This window comes from Pantoea wallisii (assembly GCF_002095485.1).
GTDB lineage: Bacteria > Pseudomonadota > Gammaproteobacteria > Enterobacterales > Enterobacteriaceae > Pantoea > Pantoea wallisii.
On record NZ_MLFS01000004.1, the window covers coordinates 119,918 to 137,503 of the forward strand.

The window sequence follows — 17,586 nt, forward strand, 5'->3', positions numbered from 1 at the left end:
AAGGCGCAGACAGCGGAGCTGCCGCTGTCTGCACGCTTTTTTAGCGCTTACGCCACAAGGTGAGCTGCGCCTGTGTGTGCTGGAACTTGCGCGACGTCTCGCGAATCACGAACGGCACATCCTGCGGCGGGGCAACCTCTTCGAAGGCGTCGCGCAGTAACCGCTGCAGAGCCTGATAAGTGGTCAGCGCTTCACCGTTTTCACGAATCCCGCCCAGCCAGTTCTCTTTTGGCGTGAACGCCTCCAGCCAGGTATAAGGTGAAGAGAGCACCAGCAGGCCACCGGAGCGGATCATTGGCGTAATATCCTGCAAAAAGCGCAGCGGCTGACGCAGACGATCGATCAGGTTAGACGCCAGCACCAGATCATAACGATCCGGCTGCGGCTTCAGGTTACAGGCGTCGCCCTGCATAAACTGAATGCGCTGCGCCTGTGCGGTATCAAGGCAGAAATCCTTCAGGCGCACCTGACGATACTCCACCAGATCGCCCTCTTCCGGCACCACATAGCGGAACTCTTCGCCAGTGGTCAGCTGCAGCGCCACATCAATAAAGCGGGCGGAGTAATCCATGCCGGTTACCGCCGCAAAATGGCGCGCCAGTTCGAAGCTGGCCCGTCCGGTGGCACAACCAATATCCAGCGCCTCGCCTCGCTGCGGACAGTGTGGCAGCAGCTGCTCTACCAGTGCCGCCGCATAATTTGGTACACCGTAGTAGGTGGGGCCATACTGGAAATCGAGGTACTGCGACACCATGCTGTCGGTTTCGTACGGGTTGACCGCCTGGCTCTCCTGATGCGAAGAGACAACATAGCGGAACCCGGCATGCTGGAAGAAGTGACGACGGAAGGCATAACGTGCGGATTTCAGCGCTTCGTTACCGGTTGAGATCCAGCTGCCGCCTTTGATGAGCGCGTGCTTGCCGTCAAAAGTGGGCGTGGAAAAATCATCGTACAGCGGATGCACTTTAAAGCCTTCGAAGCCGTAAGTCGGTGTGGTCGTCCACTGCCACACATTACCGACGATGTCGTAAAATTCCCCCTGCGCAAAGCGATCTACCGGGCAGGATGAGGCCCAGTGCGCCAGGTTGATGTTACCGGGCGCCGGGCTCCACTCTGGCTGATCGCCGGCGACCTGCTCGCGCAGCTGCATCCACTCCGCTTCACAGGGGAGCTGAATGGCTTTACCGGTCTCTTCTGCCAGCCAGCGGCAGAAAGCCGCAGCTTCCAGCTGGTTCACTTCCGCAGGCCAGTCCCACGGCATCGCGACCTCTTCCGTCATCAGCCGCAGCCTGAGCCGATCGGGCTGCTGGCTGTCGCCGACCCAAAATGTCGGCATCTGCGCTTCGGCAAATGAACGCCAGCCCCAGCCCTCTTCATCCCACCAGCGTTGATCGTTATAGCCGTTAGCAGCAACGAAGCGGAAAAATTCAGCATTGCTCACCAGCATTTTACTGGCTTTGAACGGTTTGAGTTCGCTGTACTGGCTACCGTACTCATTATCCCAGCCGTAGGTGTCGTCAGTTTTGCCCTGTTGAACGCGGCCACCGGGCATGGCGATCAGCGAGTTGGCCGGCACAGAGGCGCGATCGTGGCGCGCCTGTGAACAGACCGGCCAGTGCGGCTGCGGTTTGACCCACTCAATTGGCAACTGACGAATCAATACGCTGGAAGTCTCCAGGTGGATGCGCTCATGCTCAATGCCCATCAGAATGACCCAGGCCGGACTGTCCCAGGTAATGGGTAACGTCAGCGGCATGGTTTGAATCAGTTCACTGACGATACTTTTAACTTTGCCGCGATAGTCGCGTACGGCTTCAACGGTCGGCCAGGCATAGTGGCTGTCATTAAGATCGTCCCAGCTCATCTCATCCACGCCGATCGCCATCATCGCTTCAATATGATCGTCCACGCGGTTTTGCAGATAGCGCCCGGCCATCAGCTTATTAATGTAGAACGTGGCGGTATGGCCGTAATAGAAGATCAACGGATGGCGCAGCGGGATCGCTTTATTCACGTAGGCGCGTTCGTCGGCCAGGCAATCAAACAGGCTTTCGTATAGCTCCCAGGTCTGGGTGAAATACGCCAGCAGTTCGGCACGTTTTTGTTCAGGATTCTGGCCGGAGAGCCGCAGTGTGCGGGTGGGCGCGGGCAGTTGAGCATGAAGATGAGCGGTTGTCACAGTGAACTCCGTAAGCTGAATAAACACAGCGGGTAATTCACTATAGCAAATAAGCATTTCTGCCCGATGACTTAGCGCTGCCAGCGGCGCAGCAGCCGACTTTTTAAACCGGTATCGAAGCGCCAGATGTGGTCAAAGATGCGCAGAATACCGGGTTTACCGTGTGTCGACATGGCCACCGCATGAAAGCGCTGCTGCTCATGACGCTGGCGCTGTTTAATGGTGCTGACCACCTCGTCCGGTAAGCGCTGAGCGATAAAATCGGAGACGATTACCGCATCGGCTTCCTGCCACAGGCTGCCCTCCATCCGCTTTACGACCGCGCGCATACAGGCGGCCAGATCGGTGCCGCCGCGGAAACGCTGGCTCAGGAAACGGATCGCCTGGGCTATCCCGTCATCGGCCGTCAGCTCATAGCCTACCACTTCATGGGCAAACAGCATGATGTAGCAGCGGCGCCTGTCTGCCAGCGCCACTTTTAGCAGTGCCAGGCAAAATGCTTTGGCGCAGCGCTCGTTAAAACCGCCCATTGAGCCGGAGGTATCCACGCAAACAATAAACGGCCCGCGCGGCTGCTCTTCATGCTGTTGATGGCTCACCGGGCGCAGCGTGACCTTCTCATGCCACGCATCGCCCTGTAAGCGATACGTGAGCAGGCGTTTCTCCACCAACCGGCGATAGAACTCCAGCTCCAGTTCGCTGATGCTCAGGGCGGCCAGCTCCGGCGGTAACAGACGGAGCACATCATCGCTTTGATGGATGCCGCTCACCTCTTCCGGCACGTTATCCGGCTCATGCACCATCTGGTGAAACGCTTCAGGCGGCGCCTCCTGCGACGGGACGGATTTGGCTTCGCGGCTGCGGCCTAACTGCTGTGCCAGCTTCTTTAGCTCCGGCTGCTGCGCGAGAAAATCACCGTACTGCACGATAAGCTGATAATCACCGGGCTGCAGTGGCGCTTTACTCAAATCCCACAAGCGTCCGGCGGCGGCTTCGTCGTCGTCCGTCAATATCGGCGCCAGCTGACCACTGATAGCCATACGCTGCTGCAGTTCCGCCATCAGGCGCTCACGCTGCGCTTCCAGTACGGTTTCATTGAGTGTGAGGGTCTGCAGCGTCAGACTGAGCCGCCAGCGTTGCAGAAACAGCGTGTGTTGCGCATTGCTCAGCTGGCTGCTTTCGTTATGCTGCAGCAATCTGCCGGCTTCTTCACGGTAAGGCGAAGGCAGGCTTTGCAGCTGCGCCATAATGGCGGGAAGTTCCCGGCTGAAGTCGGCGGTACTGAGTAGCTGCATCTGCTGAAACAGCTGGAACTCCTGTGCTAACGCTTCCGGAACCGGTGTGGATTTGATCTGCTCGACGATCTCTGCCCGCCAGCGAGGCAGATCGCGCAGCATGGCCTGTTTCAGGCGCGGAAATTTTTCAAAAAACAGCGCCAGCTGTGGCGAAGCCAGCAGCGCCAGAATCAACTCTTCGACCAGCTCAGTTTCACCGATCGATAACAGCGTACTTAGCGCTTCCAGCGAGATCATTTTCTCGCCTGTTTCAGCTGTTCCGCCACATCCTGCAGGCTGGTTTCGACCCGTGCCAGCCAGTCATCACTGATAAACAGGCAGCGCTGGTGCTGGTTGAAAAGCGTACGCTGGGCGCGCAGCTGCGCCTCCAGCGCGTCATACTCTTCGGTGATCTCCTGCGGTACATCACTGCTGCTGGCAGCACCGGGTAGCGTCAGACGTGTGGATTGCAGGCTGACATCGCGCAGCGTCAGACAGTGATGCGCATCCACCAGCAGATCAAGCGACTGGCCAAAGCCAATGCCGTTGAGCTTACCGCGGATTTCGCCGCCTTTAATCAGCCACTGATTAAGCGCTTCACGGCCAATCAGCACATGCGTGACCTGCATATCGTGTAACGTCAGCGGCTGTTGCAGCATCAGGGTCAGTTGCTCATCGCTCAGGGTTGCCGGCAGCTCATAGTGCGGTTTACGGCTGAACATGCCGCTGTGTTTTTCCAGCGTCAGCGCCTGCGCTACGCTCTGCTGCTGTTGCAGCGCCAGCCGGCGCGCTTTGATCTGCTGTAACTTGTGCAGCATCGGCTGCTGCTGCCAGGCGTGCTGGGTCATCAGCGCATCGATTTCGCGATCCAGCAGCTTCATTGAGGCCACATCGTGCCACAGGCAATCTTTCAGCAGAATAAGATCAAGCGGCGCAATGGCGATACGACCGCTATAGAACGCACTGGCCTGCAGCAGATGAATGGCTTTTTTCCAGCGGCGGTCAGAGATGTACGGCGCATCCGGTAAATTCTCCAGCTGCTGACGCAACTGATAGATCAGTTCAAAGACGTGATCCGGCAGACTGACCTGGCTGATCCCTTTTTGCCACTGATGGTACTCTTCGTCGCTGATGCGCAGCGACTCCGCCACCGGATTGTCGTTCTCATCCTGCTGGTGGGTCAGCATGCTGCGGAAGTTCTGCTTCTCGTGCACGTTATCCAGCCACAAGCGAATCAGCATCCTGTCGTACAGCGCTTCCAGGCCGCTATCGGCTTCCGGCAGTTCATTGGAGGCGGTGACCAGCAGGCGCATCGGAATTTTTTCTTCGCTGTCGCCGTTACGGAAGCGGCGTTCGTTGATGGCGGTGAGCAGCGTATTGAGGATCGCCGGCCCGGCTTTCCAAATCTCATCAAGAAAGACAATCTCCGCATCGGGCAGATAACCTTTGGTCAGACGCTGATAGCGCCCCTCATCTTTCAGGGCCTGAATCGATAACGGACCAAACACCTCTTCCGGGGTGGAGAAGCGGGTCATCAGGTATTCAAACGCGCGGGCATGCTGGAAGGCGTATTTCAGACGGCGGGCTATCAGGCTTTTCGCAATGCCCGGCGGCCCAAGCAGAAACACGCTCTCACCGCTCAGCGCAGCCAGTAAGCACAGGCGGATCGCATGATGCCGTTCATATAGCCCCTTTTCCAGGGCATTGCTCAGGCGAGAAATTCTTTCTGCCAAAAGATGGGGTTGAGCCATAATCACATCATTGTCCTTCTGAACCTGGTGCCGTCATATTCTGGCGAGCGCATTACTCTACTGATTATCATGCGTGAAAGCGTTGATAGCCGTCAGCTTTTTTGTTTCAGAAGGTTGAAACGAGTCAGGTTGCGGTTTCTGACGCCTTTACGTCGCGATTTGCAGCGAAAAAACGCGCTGCTTACGCAAGAATGGCACGTGTCAGGAGTAGGTTTTTCCGGGAATATGTGCATACTGTGCGTTTTTTGATGACCTGAGCACCAGGCAATCGCCTGTGCGGCTCCAACTAAAGACAACCTATGAGCTCGGATAAGAAACAGTCCCTTGGCGCAGTCACACTGGCCGCAATCGGCGTGGTGTATGGCGATATCGGTACCAGCCCGCTCTATACTTTGCGTGAATGTCTCTCTGGTCAGTTCGGCTTTGGCGTAGAACGCGAAGCGGTATTTGGCTTTCTTTCGCTGATATTCTGGCTACTGATTTTAGTGGTCTCCCTCAAATACATTAGCTATGTCATGCGTGCGGATAACGCCGGAGAAGGCGGGATTTTGACGCTGATGTCGCTGGCGGGCCGCAATACCGGGGGGCGGGCGACGGCGATTCTGGTGATCATGGGCTTGATTGGCGGCAGCTTCTTTTACGGTGAAGTGGTGATCACGCCTGCCGTTTCGGTGCTCTCGGCGATTGAGGGGCTGGAGATTGCCGCGCCGAGCCTTGATACCTACATTGTGCCGCTGGCGATTGCCGTGCTGACGCTGCTGTTCATCATTCAAAAACACGGCACCGGCATTGTCGGCAAGCTGTTTGCGCCGGTGATGCTGCTGTGGTTCATTATCCTGGCGGTGCTTGGCGCGCGCAGCATCATCAGCAATCCGGATGTGCTGCATGCGATGAACCCTTACTGGGCGCTGCAGTTCTTTATTCAGTACAAAAGCGTCTCGTTTTTTGCGCTGGGCGCCGTAGTGCTGGCGATCACCGGTGTTGAAGCGCTCTACGCAGATATGGGCCACTTTGGTAAATTCCCGATTCGCCTGGCGTGGTTTGTGGTGGTTCTGCCCTCGCTGGTGCTCAACTACTTTGGTCAGGGGGCACTGCTGCTTAAGCATCCGGAAGCGATTAAAAACCCCTTCTTCCTGTTAGCGCCGGACTGGATGCTGATTCCGATGCTGATCCTGGCCACCCTGGCCACGGTCATCGCTTCACAGGCGGTGATCTCCGGCGTCTTCTCGCTGACGCGCCAGGCTGTGCGTCTTGGCTACCTGCCGCCGATGCGTATCGTTCACACTTCGGAGGAGGAGTCCGGGCAGATCTATATTCCCGTCATTAACTGGCTGCTCTACTTCTCGGTAGTGATTGTGATTGTCGGCTTTGAACACTCCAGCAACCTGGCGGCGGCGTATGGCATCGCCGTAACCGGCACCATGGTGCTGACGGCCATCCTCTGCTCGACGGTGGCGATTCAGAACTGGCACTGGAACCGCTATCTGGTGCTGCTGATTCTGCTGGGAATGTTATGCATCGACGTGTCGCTGTTCTCTGCAAACCTGGTCAAAGTGTTCTCCGGCGGCTGGCTGCCACTGACGCTGGCGCTGATGATGTTTATCGTGATGACCACGTGGAAAAGCGAGCGTTTCCGCCTGCTGCGCCGCATGCACGAGCACGGCAATTCGCTGGAGGCGATGATCGCCTCGCTGGAGAAGTCGCCGCCGGTACGCGTGCCGGGAACCGCGGTGTATATGTCGCGGGCGCTGAACGTGATCCCGTTCGCCATGCTGCACAATCTGAAGCACAATAAAGTGCTGCACGAACGCGTGGTATTGCTGACGCTGCGCACCGAAGATGCGCCGTACGTACACAATGTGCGGCGTGTGACCATCGAGCAGCTGTCGCCTACCTTCTGGCGCGTGGTGGCCAGCTACGGCTGGCGTGAAACGCCAAACGTGGAGGAGATTTTCCATCGCTGCGGTCTGGAAGGCCTGAATTGCCGCATGATGGAGACATCATTCTTTATGTCGCATGAGTCGCTGATTATCGGCAAGCGGCCGTGGTACCTGCGCCTGCGTGGCAAACTGTTCCTGGCGCTGCAGCGCAATGCCCTGCGCGCGCCCGATCAGTTTGAGATCCCGCCTAATCGCGTCATTGAGCTGGGAACCCAGGTCGAGATCTGACCTCTGTGCGCGTCACCAGTTGAGGGTGACGCGCAGCCCCTGCGGTTCTGCATGGCTGAATGTCAGCCGGATGCCGTGCAGCTGTGCGATATTTTTGACGATCGATAACCCTAATCCGCTGCCGGTTTGCGTTTGTCCCGGCGGCCGCCAGAAGCGTTCGCCCAACCGCGCCAGCTGCTCATCGTTCACGCCAGGGCCATTATCCTCAAGGGTGAGCGCACGCATATTCAGCTGTAGCCGAATCTGACTGCCGGATGGGGCATAGCGCAAAGCGTTATCCAGCAGATTACGCAGCAGCAAACTCAGCAGCAGAGGATGACCGTTCATCACCGGATGGGCCTGCGCGTCCAGCTGGAAATCCATCTGCTGCGCTTCGGCCTGTGGGAAATGTTCGGCCAGCAGATTTTGCAGCAGCGGCGCCAGCGGGACCGGCTGAAATTCGCTGCGCAGATCGTCCGCTTCTACGCGTGAGAGCGTCAGTAACTGATCGACCAGCCGCGTAGCGCGGGCAATACCGCTATCGAGCTGCCGGATCGCGCGTCTGCGCATGGTTTCATCATCATCGGCCAGTTGAATGACCTCGCTCTGGACGCGCAGTGCAGCCAGCGGGCTGCGCAGCTCGTGTGCGGCGTCAGAGGTAAAGCGCCGTTCGCGCTGCACCAGCTGCGCCATGCGCGCGAACAGCCCGTTCATTGCCGCTACCAGCGGTTTAACCTCGCCGGGCAAACGCGTCTCTGCCAGCGGAGTGGCATCGTCCGGCGCACGCTGCTGCAATGTCGCCGTCAGCCGCTTCAGCGGACGTAGCTCAAACCATACCAGCGCCAGCAGCAGCAGGAGCATAAAGGGCATGGCAATCAGCCAGGGGAGCAGGCTGCTGAGCGCCAGATCGCGCGTCATGTCATCACGGTATTCCCACTCCTGCCCGACAACCACACGGTAACGCTTATCCGCAGAGGTCAGCCACAGCAGGCGCCAGCTGTCATCATCATCGCGCAGCCGGCCGTTGCGAAACCCATCGCGCTGGTGGTCAAACAGCAAATCGCGACCATTTTCACCATCATTTAGCTGCGGCGTACCGTCGGCGCGAAAGATGGCAAAGGCCAGCGCATCATCATCCTGATCGCCACGATGGTGACGCAGAAGCGTTTTGGTTTTCGGCAACGATGCGTCATGAAGGGCCGCCGGGTCGAGCGCCAGCAGCCGTTTGGCGAACAGCATTTGCTGGGTATCAAACAGTTCATTGACCGTTTCGCGCGTTTGCTGCCAGGCGCTGAACGCGGCCACGCAACCGCAGAGTAAAATCAGCGCGATAAAACCGATGGCGAGGCGCAGAAACAGGCTCATTCTGCTGCTCCCAGCGTATAGCCAATGCCGTGTACCGTACGAATAAAGTGGCTGCCGAGCTTTTTACGCAGATGGTGAATATGGACTTCAACAGCATTACTGGAGACATCGGCATCCCAGCTGTAGAGCTTCTCCTCCAGCTGTGCTCGCGTCAGCACGCGACCGGGATTGCGCAGGAACAGCTCAAGCAGCGCCAGCTCACGGCTTTTCAGGCTGAGCGGCTGGCCGGCCAGCATGACGCAGTTGTTACCCGGCTGCATGACAACGTTACCGTGGCGCAGCTCTGGCTGTAGCTGACCGTGGCGACGGCGAATCAGCGCCTGTAAGCGCGCAGACACTTCAGTGAGGGCAAACGGTTTGCAGAGATAATCATCCGCGCCCAGCTGCAAACCCTGTATGCGCTGGTCGAGCGCATCGCGCGCGGTAAGGATCAGGATCGGCACATCCGCGCCCTGTTCGCGCCACTGGCGTAAAATGGTTAACCCATCGCGCTCCGGCAGCGAGAGATCCAGCACCACGGCATCCCAGGGAGCGGCATTCAGCGCCTGAAAGCCGGCCTCGCCGGATACGAACCAATCGACGCTAAAGCCCAGTTTACTCAGGCCCACTTTCAGGCCATCGCCAATCAGCGTGTCATCCTCAATCAATAAAATGCGCATGCGTTTCTCCCGGTTGTCTGCGTCGTTATACGAAGCAGACAGCGCGTTGTACAGCGTAAAGCGCCGCCAATGGCTGATATTTCGACTATTTTTTCCTCTTAAGATCCTGTTAAGAACCCTGTGGTGAAATCAGCACCGTAACCCGCACATTCATGGAAACGAGGTGAAAGATGAAAAAGAGTGCAGCCCTGTTAGCAATCGTGGCGCTGGCCGCCACCCCCGTACTCGCCGCGCAGCAAGGGGGCTTTGTCGACCCCAATGCGCCAGCCGCACAGACGAAAGCCGGTGGTTTTCAGGCCGATAAAGCCAGCGTGGTAACGGTGAAGCAGGCCGAAGAGATGAAAGATGACAGCTGGATCACCGTACGCGGTACGCTGGAGAAGCAGATCGGTGACGAGGACTATCAGTTCCGTGATAGCACCGGCACCATGAAGGTGGAGATCGACCACAAACGCTGGAACGGTCAGACGGTTTCACCAAAAGATCAGGTGGAGCTGACCGGCGAACTGGATAAAGATTTCAACTCAATTGAGCTGGATGTAAAACAGGTACGTAAGCTGCCTTAAGTTTTAGCGGGAGCCGCCCGGGTGGTGGCTCTTTCAGTAACGCATCCCTGGCAGGGTTCATCAATCCTGCCTTCAATTCGAAGCCGTTTGCCGGCTTCCCGCCTGTACCAAACTCAAATCCTCTCTGCCACAAGCGAAACGTTTCGATAGCGATCACATTTCCGTGATGCCGCGATTGAGTTGTCGCACGCATTTTATACACTCCGGATCAGCGAAACGTTTCGCTGTGGAGTGGAAGAAATGAAAAAAGGTCGCTTGTTACACGCTGAAGTCTCTCATGTGATTGCCCGCCTGGGGCATACCGATACGCTGACGATTGCCGATGCTGGCTTGCCTGTTCCGGCAGGGCCGCAGCGCATCGATCTGGCGCTGACGCCAGGTACGCCCGGCTTTATTCAGGTGGTGGAGGTCATCACGCAGGAGATGCAGGTAGAGAGCGCCCTGATTGCGGAAGAGATCAGAGAGCATAATCCGTCGCTCCACAGCCAGCTGCTCGCCGTGCTCGAAGCCTTGCAACAGCACCAGGGGAATATCATCACCGTTAGTTACACCAGCCATGAACAGTTCAAACAACACACTCAGCGTAGTCAGGCGGTCATTCGCAGCGGAGAGTGCTCTCCGTATGCGAATGTCATCCTGAGCGCGGGCGTCACCTTCTGAGGCCATGATGCAACCCTTATTGCAACTCACAGGGATTGAAAAATCGTTCCCCGGCGTAAAAGCGCTGAATGGCGCGTCGCTGGCGGTTTACCCTGGCCGCGTAATGGCGCTGGTGGGCGAGAATGGCGCTGGCAAATCGACCATGATGAAAGTGCTGACCGGTATCTACAGCAAAGATGCCGGGTCGCTGCAGTGGTTGGGCAGTGAGGTTACCTTCTCTGGCCCTAAAGCATCACAGGAAGCGGGCATTGGTATCATCCATCAGGAACTGAACCTGATTCCGCAGCTGAGCGTGGCAGAGAACATTTTCCTGGGTCGCGAATTTGTTAACCGCATTGGCCGCATCGACTGGAAAAAGATGTATGCCGAAGCGGATGCGCTGTTAAAGCGCCTGAATCTGCGTTTTAACAGCCACAAGCTGGTGGGCGATCTGTCGATCGGCGACCAGCAGATGGTTGAGATCGCCAAAGTGCTCAGCTTCGAGTCAAAAGTCATCATTATGGATGAACCGACCGACGCGCTGACGGATACCGAAACGCTGTCGCTGTTCCGCGTGATCAATGAGCTGAAAGCGCAGGGCTGCGGCATTGTTTATATCTCGCACCGCATGAAAGAGATCTTCGAGATCTGCGATGACGTTACCGTATTCCGCGACGGCCAGTTTATTGCCGAACGCGCGGTAAGCGATCTGCGGGAAGAGAGCCTGATTGAGATGATGGTCGGCCGCAAGCTGGAAGATCAGTATCCGCGTATCGATCAGGAGCCGGGTGCCGTGCGCTTAACCGTGGAGAACCTCAGCGGGCCGGGCGTGGACAACGTCAGCTTTACCCTGCGCAAGGGCGAAATCCTCGGTATCTCTGGCCTGATGGGTGCGGGGCGTACTGAGCTAATGAAAGTGCTTTATGGCGCGCTGCCGCGTACGCGCGGCAGCGTCACGCTGAATGGCCGCACCATTATCACGCGTTCACCGCAGGATGGTCTGGCAAACGGCATCGTCTATATCTCTGAAGATCGTAAGCGTGATGGGCTGGTGCTGGGCATGTCGGTAAAAGAGAACATGTCGCTCACGGCGTTACGCTACTTCAGTCGCGCAGGCGGTGGCCTGAAACATGCCGAAGAGCAGCTGGCGGTGGGTGATTTTATTCGCCTGTTTAACGTCAAGACGCCATCAATGATGCAGCCGATCGGCCTGCTCTCCGGGGGAAATCAGCAAAAAGTGGCGATTGCGCGCGGACTGATGACGCGCCCGGATGTGCTGATCCTTGATGAGCCGACGCGCGGCGTTGACGTGGGCGCCAAAAAAGAGATCTACCAGTTAATTAACCAGTTTAAAGCCGAAGGGCTGAGCATCATCCTGGTGTCATCGGAAATGCCGGAAGTGCTGGGCATGAGCGATCGCATTCTGGTAATGCATGAAGGCCATCTGAGTGGCGAATTTTCCCGTGAGCAGGCTACCCAGGAGTCCCTGATGGCAGCGGCAGTCGGTAAGCAACACAGCGAGGATTTAGTCGTATGAGTACCCAAACCTTACCTGCCAGCCGTCGCTGGTTCAGCAAAGCCTGGCTGATGGAGCAGAAATCGCTCATCGCGCTGATTGTGCTGATTGCCGTGGTGGCCAGCCAGAGCCCCAACTTCTTCACCGTCGCCAACATGTTCAACATCCTGCAGCAGACCTCGGTCAACGCCATTATGGCCGTGGGCATGACGCTGGTGATTTTAACCTCCGGGATTGACCTCTCCGTTGGTTCACTGCTGGCGCTGACTGGCGCAGTCGCCGCCTCGATTGTCGGGCTGGAGGTGAATGCGCTGGTAGCGGTCGTCGCATCGCTGGCGCTGGGTGCCGCTATTGGCGGCGTAACCGGTGTGATTGTGGCGCGCGGCAAAGTGCAGGCGTTTATCGCCACGCTGGTAATGATGCTGCTGCTGCGCGGGGTGACCATGGTGTATACCAACGGCAGCCCGATTAATACCGGCTTCAGTGACAATGCCGACCTGTTTGGCTGGTTCGGCATTGGTCGCCCGCTGGGCATTCCAACGCCGGTATGGTTGATGGCAGTTGTGTTCGCGCTGGCGTGGTACATGCTGCATCACACGCGTCTTGGTCGCTACATCTATGCGCTGGGCGGTAACGAAGCGGCAACGCGCCTGTCGGGCATTAACGTTAATCGCGTCAAAATCATTGTCTATTCGCTGAGCGGTCTGCTGGCGGCGCTGGCAGGCACTATCGAAGTAGCGCGTCTCTCGTCTGCGCAACCGACTGCAGGTACCGGTTATGAGCTGGATGCCATCGCGGCGGTGGTGCTGGGTGGAACCAGCCTGGCAGGCGGTAAAGGACGCATCATGGGCACGCTGATTGGTGCGCTGATTCTCGGTTTCCTGAATAACGGCCTGAACCTGATGGGCGTATCGTCTTACTACCAGATGATTGTTAAAGCAGTCGTCATTCTGCTGGCGGTGCTGGTGGATAACAAAAGCAGTAAATAACTCTGACCTTCACACAGGATTATATAAATGAAAAAGTTAACTGCATTGGCCGTCATCCTTGGCGCCACCCTCAGTGCTGGCGCGATGGCAAAGGACACCATTGCGCTGGTGGTCTCTACCCTGAATAACCCGTTCTTTGTGTCACTGAAAGATGGCGCACAGAAAGAAGCCGATAAACTGGGTTATAACCTGGTGGTGCTGGATTCACAGAACAACCCGGCGAAAGAGCTGGCGAACGTGCAGGATCTGACCGTCCGCGGCACCAAACTGATGCTGATTAACCCGACTGATTCGGATGCCGTGGGTAACGCGGTGAAAATGGCTAACCAGGCGAACATCCCGGTAATCACCCTCGACCGCGTGGCGGCACAGGGCACCGTAGTGAGCCACGTGGCTTCTGATAACCGCTTCGGCGGCAAAATGGCCGGCGACTTCATTGCGAAGAAGCTGGGTGACGGCGCGAAAATCATCGAACTGCAGGGCATTGCCGGTACTTCCGCCGCCCGCGAGCGCGGTGAAGGGTTCAAACAGGCCGCTGATGCACACAAGTTTAACATTCTGGCCAGCCAGCCGGCAGACTTCGACCGCACCAAGGGCCTGAACGTCATGCAGAACCTGCTGCAGGCGCATCCGGATGTGCAGGCCGTCTTCGCGCAGAACGACGAAATGGCGCTGGGTGCACTGCGCGCGCTGCAGACTGCGGGTAAAACCGATGTGCTGGTGGTGGGCTTCGACGGCACGGCAGACGGCGTGAAAGCGGTTGAGTCTGGTAAACTGACCGCAACAGTTGCGCAGATGCCAGATAAGATTGGTGTGATCGGCGTTGATACTGCAGATAAAGTGCTGAAAGGCGAAAAAGTGCAGGCGGTTAACCCGGTTGATCTGAAGCTGGTAACCAAATAAAACCCAAAGAAAAGCATGGCAACGCGCCACCCTAAGGGTGGCGCACTTTCCTGGATGACTCCCTATGAGCAAAAGCGCAAAACTGGCGGTTCTCGGCAGTATTAATGCCGATCACATCCTTAACCTCGACCACTTCCCCCGCCCGGGCGAAACGGTGATCGGGAAACAGTATCAGATTGCCTTTGGCGGCAAAGGAGCCAACCAGGCGGTAGCAGCCGGGCGTGCAGGAGCCGATATTGCTTTTATTGCCTGTGTCGGCGCTGATGATATCGGCGAACGCATTCGCCAGCAGCTGCAACAGGACCGTATTGATACTGCGCCGGTCGAGTCCGTAGCGGATGAAGCTACCGGCGTGGCGATGATCTTCGTGAACGGCGAAGGTGAAAACAACATCGGCATCTACTCCGGTGCCAACGCGGCGCTGACGCCAGCCTGTGTGGCGCGTCATCAGCAGGTGATCTGCGATGCCGATGCGCTGCTGATGCAACTGGAATCGCCGCTGGAGAGTGTGCTGGCGGCGGCAAAAATCGCGCAGGCACAGAGCACGCAGGTGATCCTCAACCCTGCGCCAGCGACACAGCTCTCTGACGAACTACTGGCGCTGATCGATATCATCACACCAAACGAAACAGAAGCGGAGATCCTGACCGGCATCGCGGTGAAGTGTGATGAGGATGCCGCGCGTGCGGCACAGGCACTGCATGACAAAGGCATTAAGACCGTGCTGATTACCCTTGGTCGCCGCGGCGTGTGGCTGAGCGAACAGGGCAAAGGGCAGCGTATTCCCGGCTTTAGCGTGCAGGCGGTTGATACCATCGCCGCTGGCGATACCTTTAACGGCGCCTTTATTACCGCGCGTCTCGAAGGCGTGGCGATGCAGGATGCGGTGCGTTTTGCGCACGCTGCAGCGGCCATTGCCGTGACGCGGCCCGGCGCGCAACCCTCGGTGCCATGGCGCGCTGAGATTGACGCCTTCCTGCAGCAACAGGGTTAAGCGCTTGGCTACCATGAAAGATGTCGCTCGCGTTGCGGGCGTCTCCACCTCCACGGTTTCCCATGTCATCAACAACAACCGTTTCGTTAGCGAACAGGTGCGGGAAAAGGTGGAACAGGCGATTCGGGAGCTGAACTATGCGCCCTCGGCGCTGGCGCGCAGCCTGAAGATCAAACAGACCCGTACCATTGGCATGCTGCTGACTGCCAGCAGTAACCCGTTTTATTCGGAAGTGGTGCGTGGCGTGGAAAACAGCTGCTATGAGCGCGGCTATAGCCTGATTCTGTGTAATACCGAAGGGGATGAAGACCGCATGAATCGCAGCCTGGAGACGCTGATGCAGAAGCGTGTAGATGGGCTGCTAATGATGTGTACGGAAACGCATCTGCCTCTGCGGATATTCTCAATCGTTATCCGTCGGTGCCAATGGTGATGATGGATTGGGCACCGTTTGAAGGGCGCGGTGACATTATTCAGGACAATGCCTTACTGGGCGGCGAACTGGCGACCCGGCATTTGATTGAGCGCGGCTATACGCGCATTGCCTGTATTGCTGGTCCGCTGGATAAAACCCCGGCACGTCTGCGTCTGGACGGATTCCATAAGGCGATGGCCGAAAGCGGCTTAACCGTGCCTGCCGGCTATATCGTTGATGGTGATTTTGAATTTCAGGGCGGCTTCAATGCCATGAACCAGCTACTGACATGCGATCCCCTGCCGCAGGCGGTGTTTACCAGCAATGATGCGATGGCGGTGGGCGTCTATCATGCCCTGTTTCAGGCGGGATTACGCGTGCCGGATGATATTGCGGTGATGGGTTACGATAACATCGAACTGGCGCGCTATCTGACGCCGCCGCTCAGCACTGTTCATCAGCCCAAAGACGAACTGGGCGAGCTGGCGATTGATACGCTGATCCATCGCATGAGCGATCCCGACGCCAGCCAGCAAACGCTGGTGCTGACGCCGGAGCTGGTAGAACGCGGCTCGGTTTAAGCGGCTCTCCTCTTTTTCTCGCGGTTAGCAATCAGGTTGCGGCCATCACCGGGGCGTAACAGCAGAAACGCCAGCGCGGACAGCACGGTAATGACGCCCATCGTCAGGAACGTGGCGTGAAACTGCTGCACGGTAGTGCTTTCAAAATCCTGGTAAAAACGCAATACCGCTGCGCTGACCGCAACGCCAAAGCTGATCGATACCTGTTGCGTTACCGCCAGCACGCTGTTGCCGCCGCTGGCGTTCTCGTCATTCAGATCGGCCAGCGTAATGGTATTCATGGCGGTGAACTGCGTTGACATCGCCATCCCTAATACAAACAGCGCAACCAGCAGCATAATCACGCTCTCGCCAGGTGACTGAAGCGAGAAGCTGGCGACCAGAATGCCGATGATGACGGTGATACCAACCAGCGTTTTGCGATAGCCAAAGCGACGCAGCACTTGCGTAACGGTCGATTTTGCCAACAGCGAGCCGATCGCTGTTGGCCCCATCATACAGCCGGCGATAATAGCCGGGTAACCAAAACCAACCTGCAGCATCAGTGGCATCAGGAAAGGAATACAACCCGTGCCGAGACGTGCAGCTATGTTGCCGATAATGCCAACCGAGAAGGTACGGGTTTTAAACATTGGCAGGCTGATAAGCGGTGCAGGGTGGCGGCACGCGTGCATTATATAAAGAAGCAGTAAAACAATACCGCTGACCAGCACCAGTACTGCCTGCCACGGCGAAACGATGCGCTCACCGAACAGTTCGATACCAATAGAGATCAGCACCAGCCCCAAACCGAACAGCATAAAGCCGATAAAATCGAAGCGGCGTTTTGGCGTGGTGAAATCCGGCATGTATTTGCGTGCATAGAAGATGCCGGCAATGCCAATCGGGATATTAATCAGGAATATCCAGTGCCAGCTGGCGTAGGTCACCAGCAGGCCGCCCAGCATCGGACCCAGAATCGGCCCCACCAGGCCCGGCATGGTCACAAAATTGAGCACGGGCAGCAGCTCACTGCGTGGATAGGCGCGCAGCAGGGCCAGACGCGCAACCGGCATCATCATCGCACCGCCTATTCCCTGAAGGATACGGGAGATCACCAGCATACCGAGCGACCCCGAGAGCGCGCAGGCCAGAGAGCCGAGCGTAAACAGAGAGACAGCGATGATGAAAACTTTACGGGTACCGAACCGGTCGGCCAGCCAGCCGCTAACCGGGATCAGCATCGCTACAGTAAGCGTGTAACTGATAACGGCGGACTGCATTGCAAGAGGAGAACGTTCGAGACTGGTGGCAATCGCAGGAAGCGCAGTATTAAGGATGGTAGCGTCGAGGGCCTGCATAAAAAACGCCATGGCGGCGATCCAGGGCAGGCCGGCCATACTGCGCGCGGAGCGAATCATTGAAAATCCTTCTTGAAGTATTTCTGTCAGCAAAGAGCGTAGTCAGAAAGAATAGCATTGGTCATCAGGTGGATGGCGTTGATTTGTGCCGCAAGAGCGGCCAGTTAGCGTGACTATTAGCCAGAAAACGCTGCATTTTAGCGCGTTCGTATAAAAAAGTAGCTTTCGGTCAGTTTTTTTAAAGAAATGCTTGTCACCTCTGAATTAC

13 protein-coding genes and 1 pseudogene are annotated in these 17,586 nt (G+C 57.2%); 8 read left to right on the forward strand and 6 right to left on the reverse strand.

Features of this window, described 5'->3' with window-relative positions:
• Positions 1-40: 40 nt before the first annotated feature.
• The 3 genes from ovoA to ravA are packed head-to-tail and all read right to left on the reverse strand — an operon-like array spanning position 41 to position 5,204.
• On the reverse strand, positions 41-2,236 hold the full coding sequence (ovoA, locus tag HA48_RS02655; RefSeq protein WP_128599656.1) for a 5-histidylcysteine sulfoxide synthase: 2,196 nt from the start codon (positions 2,234-2,236) through the stop codon (positions 41-43).
• A 14-nt stretch (positions 2,237-2,250) separates the two neighbouring features.
• Positions 2,251-3,711 (reverse strand): ATPase RavA stimulator ViaA, encoded by a 1,461-nt coding sequence (gene viaA / locus HA48_RS02660; protein ID WP_128599657.1) that lies wholly within the window; start codon positions 3,709-3,711, stop codon positions 2,251-2,253.
• Positions 3,708-5,204 carry an ATPase RavA gene (gene ravA, locus HA48_RS02665; RefSeq protein WP_128599658.1) on the reverse strand — a complete coding sequence of 499 codons (1,497 nt, stop codon included), beginning with the start codon at positions 5,202-5,204 and terminating at the stop codon, positions 3,708-3,710. The genes viaA and ravA overlap by 4 nt, the downstream gene beginning before the upstream one ends.
• Positions 5,205-5,503: 299 nt before the next feature.
• Between ravA and kup the strand changes: the two genes are divergently transcribed.
• Entirely contained in the window at positions 5,504-7,372 is a 1,869-nt protein-coding gene (gene kup, locus HA48_RS02670; RefSeq protein WP_128599659.1) for a low affinity potassium transporter Kup, read from the forward strand.
• 12 nt (positions 7,373-7,384) lie between these two features.
• Here the strand turns inward: kup and qseC are convergent, their stop codons facing one another.
• Both qseC and qseB read right to left on the reverse strand, forming a co-directional pair.
• Complete coding sequence (qseC, locus tag HA48_RS02675) at positions 7,385-8,716, reverse strand: quorum sensing histidine kinase QseC (RefSeq protein WP_128599660.1); 1,332 nt, start codon at positions 8,714-8,716, stop codon at positions 7,385-7,387.
• On the reverse strand, positions 8,713-9,375 hold the full coding sequence (gene qseB, locus HA48_RS02680) for a quorum sensing response regulator transcription factor QseB (RefSeq protein ID WP_128599661.1): 663 nt from the start codon (positions 9,373-9,375) through the stop codon (positions 8,713-8,715). Before qseB ends, qseC begins: the two co-directional genes overlap by 4 nt.
• A gap of 170 nt (positions 9,376-9,545) precedes the next feature.
• Between qseB and HA48_RS02685 the strand changes: the two genes are divergently transcribed.
• From HA48_RS02685 to rbsR, 7 genes and pseudogenes are all read left to right on the forward strand, one after another.
• Positions 9,546-9,941 (forward strand): YgiW/YdeI family stress tolerance OB fold protein, encoded by a 396-nt coding sequence (locus tag HA48_RS02685; protein ID WP_128599662.1) that lies wholly within the window; start codon positions 9,546-9,548, stop codon positions 9,939-9,941.
• Between the two features lie 240 nt (positions 9,942-10,181).
• On the forward strand, positions 10,182-10,601 hold the full coding sequence (rbsD, locus tag HA48_RS02690) for a D-ribose pyranase (RefSeq protein ID WP_128599663.1): 420 nt from the start codon (positions 10,182-10,184) through the stop codon (positions 10,599-10,601).
• 7 nt (positions 10,602-10,608) lie between these two features.
• A complete protein-coding gene (gene rbsA / locus HA48_RS02695) occupies positions 10,609-12,117 on the forward strand; it encodes a ribose ABC transporter ATP-binding protein RbsA (RefSeq protein WP_128599664.1) in 1,509 nt (502 codons plus the stop codon).
• Positions 12,114-13,085, forward strand: coding sequence for a ribose ABC transporter permease (gene rbsC / locus HA48_RS02700; RefSeq protein WP_128599665.1), 972 nt, complete (start codon positions 12,114-12,116; stop codon positions 13,083-13,085). The genes rbsA and rbsC overlap by 4 nt, the downstream gene beginning before the upstream one ends.
• Before the next feature lie 27 nt (positions 13,086-13,112).
• Complete coding sequence (gene rbsB / locus HA48_RS02705; protein WP_039332952.1) at positions 13,113-13,988, forward strand: ribose ABC transporter substrate-binding protein RbsB; 876 nt, start codon at positions 13,113-13,115, stop codon at positions 13,986-13,988.
• Positions 13,989-14,052: 64 nt separating this feature from the next.
• On the forward strand, positions 14,053-14,982 hold the full coding sequence (gene rbsK, locus HA48_RS02710) for a ribokinase (RefSeq protein ID WP_128599666.1): 930 nt from the start codon (positions 14,053-14,055) through the stop codon (positions 14,980-14,982).
• 4 nt (positions 14,983-14,986) lie between these two features.
• Positions 14,987-15,978 (forward strand): annotated as a pseudogene (rbsR, locus tag HA48_RS02715) (ribose operon transcriptional repressor RbsR).
• On the opposite strand, the gene mdtD reads toward rbsR, so the two are convergent.
• Positions 15,975-17,378, reverse strand: a complete 1,404-nt coding sequence (gene mdtD / locus HA48_RS02720) for a multidrug transporter subunit MdtD (protein WP_128599667.1) — start codon at positions 17,376-17,378, stop codon at positions 15,975-15,977. The pseudogene rbsR and the gene mdtD overlap by 4 nt on opposite strands.
• Between the last annotated feature and the right edge of the window lie 208 nt (positions 17,379-17,586).

What these genes read in the sequence shown, in the direction of transcription:
- HA48_RS02685 (WP_128599662.1), top strand. Translation starts at nt 9,546, where the DNA reads ATGAAAAAGAGTGCAGCCCTGTTAGCAATCGTGGCGCTGGCCGCCACC.
- rbsA (WP_128599664.1), top strand. Translation starts at nt 10,609, where the DNA reads ATGCAACCCTTATTGCAACTCACAGGGATTGAAAAATCGTTCCCCGGC.
- qseB (WP_128599661.1), bottom strand. Translation starts at nt 9,375, where the DNA reads ATGCGCATTTTATTGATTGAGGATGACACGCTGATTGGCGATGGCCTG.
- rbsB (WP_039332952.1), top strand. Translation starts at nt 13,113, where the DNA reads ATGAAAAAGTTAACTGCATTGGCCGTCATCCTTGGCGCCACCCTCAGT.
- qseC (WP_128599660.1), bottom strand. Translation starts at nt 8,716, where the DNA reads ATGAGCCTGTTTCTGCGCCTCGCCATCGGTTTTATCGCGCTGATTTTA.
- rbsC (WP_128599665.1), top strand. Translation starts at nt 12,114, where the DNA reads ATGAGTACCCAAACCTTACCTGCCAGCCGTCGCTGGTTCAGCAAAGCC.
- ravA (WP_128599658.1), bottom strand. Translation starts at nt 5,204, where the DNA reads ATGGCTCAACCCCATCTTTTGGCAGAAAGAATTTCTCGCCTGAGCAAT.
- viaA (WP_128599657.1), bottom strand. Translation starts at nt 3,711, where the DNA reads ATGATCTCGCTGGAAGCGCTAAGTACGCTGTTATCGATCGGTGAAACT.
- ovoA (WP_128599656.1), bottom strand. Translation starts at nt 2,236, where the DNA reads ATGCTTATTTGCTATAGTGAATTACCCGCTGTGTTTATTCAGCTTACG.
- mdtD (WP_128599667.1), bottom strand. Translation starts at nt 17,378, where the DNA reads ATGATTCGCTCCGCGCGCAGTATGGCCGGCCTGCCCTGGATCGCCGCC.
- rbsD (WP_128599663.1), top strand. Translation starts at nt 10,182, where the DNA reads ATGAAAAAAGGTCGCTTGTTACACGCTGAAGTCTCTCATGTGATTGCC.
- kup (WP_128599659.1), top strand. Translation starts at nt 5,504, where the DNA reads ATGAGCTCGGATAAGAAACAGTCCCTTGGCGCAGTCACACTGGCCGCA.
- rbsK (WP_128599666.1), top strand. Translation starts at nt 14,053, where the DNA reads ATGAGCAAAAGCGCAAAACTGGCGGTTCTCGGCAGTATTAATGCCGAT.